This window comes from Kitasatospora sp. NPDC005856 (assembly GCF_040629945.1).
Taxonomy (GTDB): Bacteria; Actinomycetota; Actinomycetes; order Streptomycetales; family Streptomycetaceae; genus Kitasatospora.
Genome location: NZ_JBEXWT010000109.1, coordinates 18,387 through 27,675 on the forward strand (window position 1 = coordinate 18,387; position 9,289 = coordinate 27,675).

General features: G+C 69.5%; 6 protein-coding genes and 1 tRNA gene. 4 read left to right on the forward strand and 3 right to left on the reverse strand.

Annotated elements, in window-relative coordinates:
• The first annotated feature begins 75 nt into the window (after window positions 1-75).
• Window positions 76-149, forward strand: a tRNA-Pro gene (locus ABZ449_RS36955).
• Between the two features lie 392 nt (window positions 150-541).
• Here the strand turns inward: ABZ449_RS36955 and ABZ449_RS36960 are convergent.
• Window positions 542-1,792 (reverse strand): tyrosine-type recombinase/integrase, encoded by a 1,251-nt coding sequence (locus ABZ449_RS36960; protein WP_360355011.1) that lies wholly within the window; start codon window positions 1,790-1,792, stop codon window positions 542-544.
• A gap of 1,116 nt (window positions 1,793-2,908) precedes the next feature.
• Here ABZ449_RS36960 and ABZ449_RS36965 point away from each other — a divergent pair.
• The gene (locus ABZ449_RS36965) at window positions 2,909-5,308 is read left to right on the forward strand and encodes a UvrD-helicase domain-containing protein (protein WP_360355013.1); all 2,400 of its coding nucleotides are present in this window, start codon (window positions 2,909-2,911) and stop codon (window positions 5,306-5,308) included.
• A gap of 141 nt (window positions 5,309-5,449) precedes the next feature.
• On the opposite strand, the gene ABZ449_RS36970 is transcribed toward ABZ449_RS36965, so the two are convergent.
• Window positions 5,450-6,616 carry a DUF6083 domain-containing protein gene (locus tag ABZ449_RS36970; RefSeq protein WP_360355024.1) on the reverse strand — a complete coding sequence of 389 codons (1,167 nt, stop codon included), beginning with the start codon at window positions 6,614-6,616 and terminating at the stop codon, window positions 5,450-5,452.
• Between the two features lie 934 nt (window positions 6,617-7,550).
• Here ABZ449_RS36970 and ABZ449_RS36975 point away from each other — a divergent pair.
• Together ABZ449_RS36975 and ABZ449_RS36980 are read left to right on the forward strand one after the other, a co-directional pair.
• Window positions 7,551-7,850 carry a hypothetical protein gene (locus tag ABZ449_RS36975; RefSeq protein WP_360355016.1) on the forward strand — a complete coding sequence of 100 codons (300 nt, stop codon included), beginning with the start codon at window positions 7,551-7,553 and terminating at the stop codon, window positions 7,848-7,850.
• 115 nt (window positions 7,851-7,965) lie between these two features.
• The gene (locus ABZ449_RS36980; RefSeq protein ID WP_360355019.1) at window positions 7,966-8,460 is read left to right on the forward strand and encodes a hypothetical protein; all 495 of its coding nucleotides are present in this window, start codon (window positions 7,966-7,968) and stop codon (window positions 8,458-8,460) included.
• On the opposite strand, the gene ABZ449_RS36985 is transcribed toward ABZ449_RS36980, so the two are convergent.
• The coding region (locus ABZ449_RS36985) for an IS5 family transposase (protein ID WP_360355021.1) at window positions 8,441-9,289 on the reverse strand (849 nt) is incomplete at its 5' end. The genes ABZ449_RS36980 and ABZ449_RS36985 overlap by 20 nt on opposite strands.

A 9,289-nucleotide genomic window follows, 5' to 3' on the forward strand; every position in this document is an offset into this window, starting at 1 on the left:
CGCCGGGACAACCGGAGACAAGGTCGAGAAGCCCACAGCAGAGCCCCCCAGGCCCCGCTGCAGGCACCGAGACCACGGGACGTGGCGCAGCTTGGTAGCGCACTTGACTGGGGGTCAAGGGGTCGCAGGTTCAAATCCTGTCGTCCCGACCGGCATTTCCGCAGGTCGGAGGCCGTTCTTATCGAAATGATAGGAACGGCCTTTTCCTTTGGTGGTCGCAAGGTGGTCGTGAACGCTCGTTCACATCGCCTTGACGAGCGCGTTTCCGCAGGCTGAGCCCCTCCGGCCTGGTCGTGACGGGGTATTCGTTAATCCTGGTCGGGCATTTGAGCGCCGTCGATCGCGGACCGGTCGCCTCGTCGGTGCGGAAACGGGCCCGGATTCGCGGGAAATGGGCATGCCGACAGAACCTGCGGCGTCATCTGCTTCGACGGTCCGCACGTTTATCGGGTGTCAGCTGTGAGCCGGGAATCCCGGCTGCCTGTCGGCCTTGGTGGCCGGAGCGGCTGGGAGAGCCGAGCCGGCTTCGGCGGTGCGGCCGTCAGGCCGCGTGACTGAACAGCGGGTTCGGCAAGCCGACGTCGTCGGCGGGGGCGTCCGGGGCGTGCCGGGCGCGGGCTTCGACGAGGTGGAGCCTTGCCTCGATGGTGTTCACGGCAGCCCTGGCGACGTCCCAGGTCAAGTGGCTGTAGATGTTCGCGGTGGTCGACAGCGTGGAGTGCCGCAGAGTCTTGGAGATGACGGCCATGGAGACGTTGCCCTCCAGGGCGAGGGTGGCGGCGAGGTGACGCAGGTCGTGGATGGTGGCGTGGGGCAGGCCGGCCTGTTCGCGCAGCTCGTGGAAACGCCGGCGGACGGCGGCGGGGTGGAGGGGCTGGCCGTCGGGGCCCTGGAAGACGTGGCCGTTGATAGTGGCGGTGCTCCGGTCCATCGCGCGCTGGAGGGCAGCGGCGACCCGCTCGGACAGCGGCACCCAGTTGCTGCTCTTCCTGGTCTTCGGCGCGGTGAGGACGAGTTCATGGTTGTCGACCGCGGACAGGGTGTGTCGGATGTACATGACGCGGTCGTCGATCCGGACGCACGGGCGTTGGAGGCCGAGGGCTTCGCCCTTGCGCAGGCCGGTGCCGATGATGACTTCGAAGAGGTCGGCGAAGGCGGGGTCGACGTTGCGGCAGTGGGAGAGGAACGTGACGGCCTGCTCCGCGGTCCAGGGCACGCGCTCGTCGGGGCGGGGCCTGCGCATGGGCAGCGGCTGAGCGGCGTTGAAGGGCAGGCGGTGGGCGCGCACGGCCGAGCCCAGGGCGCTGGAGAGCGTGGCGAGGCAGTGGTAGACGGCCTGGCGTCCGCGGCCGGCGTCGAGCTGCTGGTGGGCGTAGGCGGCGATGTGGTCGTGGGCGAGCTCCTCCAGGCGGAGCTTGCCGAAGACGGGTATCAACTCGCAGAGCACGTAGGTGCGGTAGCGAGCGTAGGTGGTGGGCTTGAGCAGGAACTCCATGCCCTTGAGCCACTTGGTGAGGTAGGCGGCCACCGTCTCGTGCGGGTCGGCGTCGAAGCCCAACTCTCGGCCCTCGAGGAAGCGCCGCAGCGCGGTCTCGGCGGCGAAGTCGTCCTCGAAGCCGCCACGGCGTACGGTGCGCCTGCGGCCGCTGAGAGAGGGGACGTCGACAGCGAAGGTCCACGTACCGTGCCCTTCCTCGGCCAGGCGCGGGCATGACGCCCCGAGCTGGCGCCGGTCGGCGTCCCGGCACCCGCAACGGCGGTAGACCCGGCCCGGCCGTCTTGACTTGCGCACTTCTTGTTCCTCCAGCGGTCATTGGTTCTTGATCGGCTCGCGGAGGTTAGCGGTACGACTGCCCGGAGGGTTGGCTGCGACCACCATGCGATCACCAATGCCGAATCAGGCCCCTGACCTGCGGCTTGTGGTGAGGGCCCGCACCTGGGCGGCCAACACGCGGGAGACCGCCGCGCTGTCTTGGCGGACGGCGGGAGTGCCCGAAAACCACTACCGTGCGTAACCGTCGGCTCCCCTCCGGCCCCTGAAACGGGCCTCAAAGCGGGGCCATGCGAGCGGGACGCTGGGACCGATGTCTATTGACGGAGGCTCATTCAAGTGATAAATGGGGCTGGCCCCATGGCGCTAGTTCTGTCTGAAGGTCGGGTGTCCCACAACCTCATTTTGATTACACAGTGTTACTCAAAGGCGGGTCGGGTGGGCGGGTCGGCGTCGGCTCCGAGCCGAGGTGGGCGGGCGTGCCGAAGTCGGAGGAGTATCCCGTCGGCCCGTTGGCTGACCTGTGTGCGGACGTGGCCTTGGGGAGGTTGCGGGCGGGCCGGGGTGGCCACTTGTGGGGTCGGGCCGGGCGGTCAGGTGAGCCGGTCGCGGGGTGGCGGTTGGGCTTCGTGGACGAGGCGGGCAAGTCGGCTGCGGCCGCTACCGGGCTGTCCGGCGTGCTCGTCGTCCCAGTCTTCGTCGTTGCCGAAGTCATCCTGGTCGTCGGGTTCGGCGCATTCCTCGTGGGGGAGCCGGCCGGTCGCGGATGTCGGCGGGGAGGTCTCCGAGGAGGTCGGGAGTGGGTCGTTTGGGGTCGGGCGGGGTCGGGCGCGGGCCTCCGTCGGTGGGGAGTCGAGGGTGCGTCTGCTGCAGGAGCGGGGCGAGGTGGGGTGCGCTGATTCGGCTGATTCGGTCGTCGTGCCGGTTGACGGCGCGGGTAATGCTTTTGGGCCTGGCGCTCCGGGGTTATTGGAGTTCAGGGCCGGGTGGGGGCGGCCTTGCTGGCGGGTTCTCGGTCGATGGCGGGCCTTGGGGGAGGGGCGCTGACCAGGATGCCTACTTTGCGGTGTGTCGCGGTCTGGTGATTCTCTGTGACCGCGGTACATGAAGCCGCACATTGAGGAGGACCGAATGGTCATGAAGCCGACCGAGGAGCAGCAGGCCGCGAGGGAGGTGTTCGCGGCGGGACGGGATCTGGCGCTGGTCGCGGGCGCTGGCACGGGCAAGACCTCGACCCTGATGCTGATGGGCTCCGCCACGAACAAGCGGGGCTTGTACATTTCGTTCAACCGGGCGATCGCGGACGACGCCCGAGGCCGTTTCCGCCGAAACGTGGAGTGCCGGACCGCGCACTCGCTGGCGTTCAAAGCCGTGGGGAGGAACTACGGGCCGCGGCTGGAGGCTTCCGCGCGGATCCCGGCGAAGCAGACCGCGCGGCTGCTCGGTATCACGAGCGACCTGATGGTGAACGGCACCAAGATCACGATTGCTCATCAGGCGCGCGTGGTGATGGGCATGGTACGGCGCTTCTGCTACACGACCGACCGGCAGGTAATGGCCCGGCACATGGAGCGGCTGAACGGCCTCAACGCCGAGGGCCAGGACATCGCCGCCCGGACGTTGCTGCCCTACGCGGTGAGGGCATGGGAGGACATCCAGTCCTTGGACGGCAGGCTCCGGTTCGAGCACGACTTCTACATGAAAATGTGGGCCATGGGCGAGCCGGTACTGCCGGCGGACTTCATCCTGCTGGACGAGGCCCAGGACACCAACCCGGTGCTGGAGGAGGTCTTCCTCAATCAGTCGGCGCAGCGCATCTGTGTCGGTGACCCGGCTCAGCAGATCTACGGCTGGCGTTCGGCGAAGGACGTGATGACGGGATTCCCGGCCGAGCACCTCCACCTGACGCAGTCGTTTCGTTTCGGGCCCCGGGTCGCGGAGGAGGCCAACCGGTGGCTGCGGCATGCGGAGTCGGACCTGTGCCTGACCGGATTCGGATCAGTCGATTCGCGGATCGGGCTGGTGGGCGAGCCTGATGCGGTGCTGTGTCGGGGCAACGCGGACGCGATGCAGGAGGTCCTGGGCTTCCTGAAGGAAGAGGTGCCGGTCGCGCTGGCCGGTGGTGGCGACGCGCTGGAGCGGATCGCGAACGCCGCCCTCGAACTCCAGGCGGGACGCCGAACCAGTCACCCCGAGCTGTTTCTGTTCAACTCCTGGGGCGAGGTGCAGGAGTACGTTGAGCAGGACAAGGCCGGCCAGGACCTGAAGGCGATCGTCAAACTGGTCGACGACTACGGGCCGCAGGTGATCCTCAAGGCCGTGGCACAGTTGAGCCCGGAGGGCGACGCTAGGGTCACGGTGTCCACCGTGCATAAGGCGAAGGGCCGTGAGTGGGGCACCGTACGCGTCGGCGAGGGGTTCTCGCCTCCGCCAGTGACCGACGAGGGGCGGCAGCTGCCCATGAGGTCGGACGAGGCGCGGCTCGTCTACGTCGCGGTAACCCGGGCCCGTCACCAGCTTGATGTACGCGGGCTTTCCTGGGTGAGCGGCTACGAGAAGGCCATGGCCCTTGAGGAGAAGGACGGCACCATCGGCGGCGTGCCGATGATCCACCTGAGCCTGACCGGCCAACTCCAGTACACGACATCCCCGCTGTCCCGGTTCATGGCCGAACATCTGCCGGGAAGCGGCGCCGTGGTGTCCGACTACCAGCGGCGCATCGCCGGGTTGCCGCACCCGGTCCAGCCCGTCGATGTCCAGTACCCGGACTGGCCGGCGCTCGGGCATGCGATCGACTACCGGCTGCGGCTGTCCCTGGGACGGCCGCTGGGCGAAGCCGTCGAACTGGGCGTCCACGGCGCGGGCCGTGACCACCTGCTCGTGGGAACGCCCGCGGACGACGGCCGCATGGCCCTGCACACCGCCGGGCTGGAGCTGCTGGCCGAGGTGGATGGCTACCTCGCCCGGCCCGCGCTGCTGGACGACGAACGGCTGAGCCGGCTGTGCTTCGTCGCCGCGCACTTCGAGGACGTCTTCCGCAGCGGGCGGTTCCGCCGGAACAACCCGCTGGCGGGCGCCACCGGCGCGACGACCCTTGACCGGCTGTGCGCCGACGTCCAGCCGTACGTCGTAGAAGACCTCCGGCGGCAGATGGACCTCGCCGAAGAGCCGTTCAAGGCGTTCCACTCGTTGCCGTCCGAGAACCGGGTCTGCGGCCCGGCCTTCGCGGGCAGCGCCGACATCGGCGGCGCCGACGCCGACTTCATCCTCGACGGCCTGCTCCTGGACTGTAAGGCCAGCACCCGCCCGCAGCGGCTCGGCCGGGACGAGATCTACCAGCTCGCCGGCTACCTCCTGCTCGACTACGACGACGACTACGCCATCGACCAGGTCGGTCTCTACCTCGCCCGCCAGGGCAGGCTGGTGATTTGGAGCGCGGACGAATTCCTCACCCGCCTCGGCGCCCGGACCAGCCTGGCCGGGATGCGCAGCCGCCTGCGCGCACACCTGCGGGCAGCGGCCAGGACGGCCCGCTGACAGCAGGCCGACGAACGCATCAGCGCACGGTCACTCGTGTGGGGCAGCGTTCGAACGCTGCCCCACACGAGTTGGCGCCGCACCGACACACGGGGCGACAGGAGCTGCTTGTGCCGGCGGACTGCACCGGCGTTCAGGGGATCAGAACTGCGGGCTACCCGGGTCCTCGTCGCGGACGCCGTCCCAGACCAGCCGCTCCGAATCGCTCCGCTCGTGAGGCAGGAACGCGGCGTCCATCCCTGGGGTCCGCTGGGTCAGGTCGTCGACCGCTACGGCCGGTTGCGGCAGGACACGCTCCCGCCGCAGCCGCCCCAGAACAGCCTGACGGCGCCGGTTCTTCGGCGCGCACCGCCAGCACAGCCACCCGTCGTCCACCTCCACGACGGTGCCGTTGTGGCATCCGTCACCGGCACAGATGATGCGCTCGGATGATGTCCCGGTGACCGTCCTGGGCTCCCGCCTGGCGACGGCGGGCTCGTAGCCGGCGGGGCGGTGGCGCAGGATGAAGTCGTGGTGGCGGATCGTGGAGAAGTCCACGAGCTCCCGCTCGTACACCTCGGCGGCGGACGCGTGGGAGAGACACCTCTGCCACATCCAGCTCGACGCCTCCCGGAAGTCGAGCGGGTCGATCTCCCACGCCCACATCCTGCCGCTGAAGGTCAGCATGATCAGCTTCCCGGCACGGCCCTTCGCCGGGGGAATAACCACCTCCACCCAGCGACCGTCATCAGCGTGAAACACCGGCCGTTCGCACCGCTGCCCAGGCGCCCCCTCGGCGACGCATCGCAGGTCCTCGATCCTGCCAGGGCAGATCCGCAGCAGCGATCCATGGCTGATGACGTGCCGCTCATCCGCGCCGGCCGCGGCGGCGGGCTCCGGCTCGGCGACTTCAGTCTCGTCCAACGGCGGGTCGGCGGGAACGAACTCCCCGGAGTCGATCATCTTCCGCATCCGTACGCCCAGAACGCGCACCATGTCCTCGAACTCCTGCGGCAGACCCTCGTGCTCGATCGCCGGGCAGATCGCGGGATGCGCCAGGAAGCACCAGTCGAACAGGGCCCCGGTGGCGGCCATACCGAGGTCCACACTCCACTGGAACCGCGGCGGAACCCGATGCGAGGGGAACTTGACCGGGGCCAGCGGGATCCGCCCGCCGTCGTGCCGGTCGTACCAGGCCACCCTGTTACCGCACCACTTGCAGCGCCCCGCGGCACGAGCCCGCAGAACCTTCGAGGGGCTGCCGCGGTGGATCCACCCGTTGCGCAAGCCGCCGGTCTGTTGCTCAGGGTCCTTGCCAAAGAATGACATCAGCACACCTCTCGGACCAGCCGTTCACAGCGCCGGTCGCCCAAGGACCACCAGACGAGCCCGGGCGACAGCTCAGGCCCGTTGCTCAACGAGACCGCTCACGCACTCGACACGGTCGCGCCTGGACGATCCGCCAGAAGGCTTCGGATCCTGGTGCTCACCGTCGGACGGCACTTGCCCGGCGCGCCTCGCAGGCGTGGATGCCGAAGTTGCTGTAGCTGAGGATGGGCGATCCACAGCCGGTGCGCGGGTCGGCCTGCCGGGGCTCGCATCAGTGGCCGAGGGCGGAGCGCGGGTCGCGCTGGCTGGGGATGTGCATCGGCACGAACTTGCCGTCCGCGCTGGCGACGACGAGCTGGTCGACGTCGGGGGGCGCCTTCACGGGCAGCAGCCACTCGGCGCGGAAACGGCCGCAGGGAGCTGCCGTCGACCGGGCAGGGCCGCGCGCTGCCCGGCAGTCAGTCCCACTGCCGCACGTGCCACACTTCGGCACGCACCACCATGGCGAGGGGGAGGCGATCTCCTTTCAGCTGAAGTCGTCGACCCGGGCCCACGGTGCCCGCTCGACCGCTGCGGAGCGGTCGGGGCCGGTCGCCCATTGTGCGGGACGGTCCGCCGGTGATCGGGCTGGCGTGCCCGGTCGGTGCAGCCGCAGTCAGGTCCGCCGTTCAGGCATTGTGTGTGCCCGAGGCCGAGTCGGTGTAGTTGCCGGTCGCTTGGCGAACGACGCCGCCTTCCCCGAGGAGGATAGAGAGGACGCCGTACGTGCTTGCGATGCTGATCTGGGTCGAGGTACTCAGGTCTTCCGCGCTGAGTCCTTCGCTGCCGGCTTCGGCTAGGAGCTGTCCGGTCGATCACGCTGTTCCTTGGAGAACCTTCCGGGCGGCCTTGAAGTGGATTGCAGGGGCATCCGCAGACGCGCGACCATCTTCGGATGGATGTGAACAAGGGCCGGCTCGCGCGGGTCGTACTGACTAGTCCCACCAATCCGTCGCAATGGGATGCCTGGACCGAAGACGGTCAGTACCTGTACCTCCGGTACCGACATGGCGTGGGCAGTGTCGAGTGGCATCCCGGCCCGGAGGTCGAGGACGACACGCCGGAGTCCTGGAACGACGGCCGCTCGGGGCTACTCGTTGAATGGGACGACGGCACCGGCGGCGGTGACATCGGCCTTGAGGACTTCCTCGCGACAGCGGGCCTGGAACTGGCTTCGGGTGCCTCGGTGGACTGAGAAGCGATTCCCAAACCGGATGTAGAGTCACGTTTCTGCTGGTCAGGCGTGCAGTGGTCGTCGGGTAGGCAGGCTCGTTCCGTTGGTTCGGATGCGAGGTGTGCGGAGGTAGCCGATGCCGTCGGTGCTGGGGGTGCTGGAGAAGCGCGAGCGGGTGGCGCTGGCCCGGGCGGAGGAACTGCGGGCGGAGCTGGAGCGGCTTCAGGCTGCCGTGGTCGAGGCGGATGAGGCCGCGCGGCGCGCGGTCATCGCCCGCGAGGAGACGGTCGAGGCCCTGGCTGAGGCGGCAGAGGAAGTCGTGGCGGTCGATGTGTCGGCGGGTGTGGTGGCTGCCGCGGGGGCAGCCGGCCCCAGGGTCGAAGTCCCGTTCTGGAGTGAGGGGTTGGGGGTCGAGGTGCTGCCGCGGGACTGCGCGCGGATCGTGGCCCTGGTCGAGGGCGATGCCGCGGGCAGTGGTGAGGGGGTTCGGGCGCGGCGGATGCGCGAGCATCTGGGCTGGCCGGCCACTGACGCGAAGGAGCAGGCCGCGCGGTTTCGGGCGAAGCGGCTGGTCGCGCGAGGCTGGCTGACCGAGCGGCGGCCGGGGCTGTTCAGGCCGCGGACCGCTTGACGCGGCGGGGTGCCGGCTGGCCGGCACGGGCCAGGCGGCGGGTGGCCGGGATGCTCGCGGCCCACCAGGCCATCGCCTCGGCGCTGTCGATGCGGGTCTCGTAGTCCCTCGCGAGGCGCCGGGCCCGGATCAGGTGGGAGAAACTGCGCTCCACGACCCAGCGGCGCGGCAGCACCACGAACCCCTTGGCGTCGTCGCTGCGTTTGACGATGGTCAGTGCGAGGGCGAGGACCGTGGTGGCGAAGGCGACCAGCCAGCCGGTGTAGCCGCCGTCGGCCCAGACCAGGGCGATGTGGCGGTGGCGCTCGCGCAGGCGCTCCAGCAGGTCGCGGCCGGCGTCGTTGTCCTTGGCCGAGGCGGCGGTGACCATCACGACCAGCAGCAGGCCCAGGGTGTCGACGGCGATGTGCCGCTTGCGCCCGTTGATCCTCTTCCCGGCATCGAAGCCGCGGGTGGCGGAGCCGACGGTGGCGTCGGCCTTCACCGACTGCGAGTCGATGATCGCGGCGGTGGGCTCCTCCTTCTTCCCGACCAGGGCGCGCAGCAGCTTGCGCAGCCTGCCGTAGAGCTCCTTGATGTAGTCGTTGTCGCGCCAACGGCGGAAGAACCGGTAGACGGCCCGCCACTTGGGGAAGTCGGTCGGCAGGCTGGCCCAGCGCACGCCCTCGGCGACCAGGTAGCGCACCGCGTCGAGCATCTGGCGGTGGCAGAAGCCCTCCGGGCGGCCCCCTTGCCCGTTCATCCAGGCCGGGACCGGAAGCAGTGGCTGCACGATCGCCCATTCCGCGTCGGTCAGGTCGGAGCCGTAGCGGCGGGTCCGCTCCGGCTG

Coding starts and splice junctions, on each gene's coding strand:
- ABZ449_RS36970 (WP_360355024.1), bottom strand. CDS start 6,616: ATGTCATTCTTTGGCAAGGACCCTGAGCAACAGACCGGCGGCTTGCGC.
- ABZ449_RS36975 (WP_360355016.1), top strand. CDS start 7,551: ATGGATGTGAACAAGGGCCGGCTCGCGCGGGTCGTACTGACTAGTCCC.
- ABZ449_RS36965 (WP_360355013.1), top strand. CDS start 2,909: ATGAAGCCGACCGAGGAGCAGCAGGCCGCGAGGGAGGTGTTCGCGGCG.
- ABZ449_RS36980 (WP_360355019.1), top strand. CDS start 7,966: ATGCCGTCGGTGCTGGGGGTGCTGGAGAAGCGCGAGCGGGTGGCGCTG.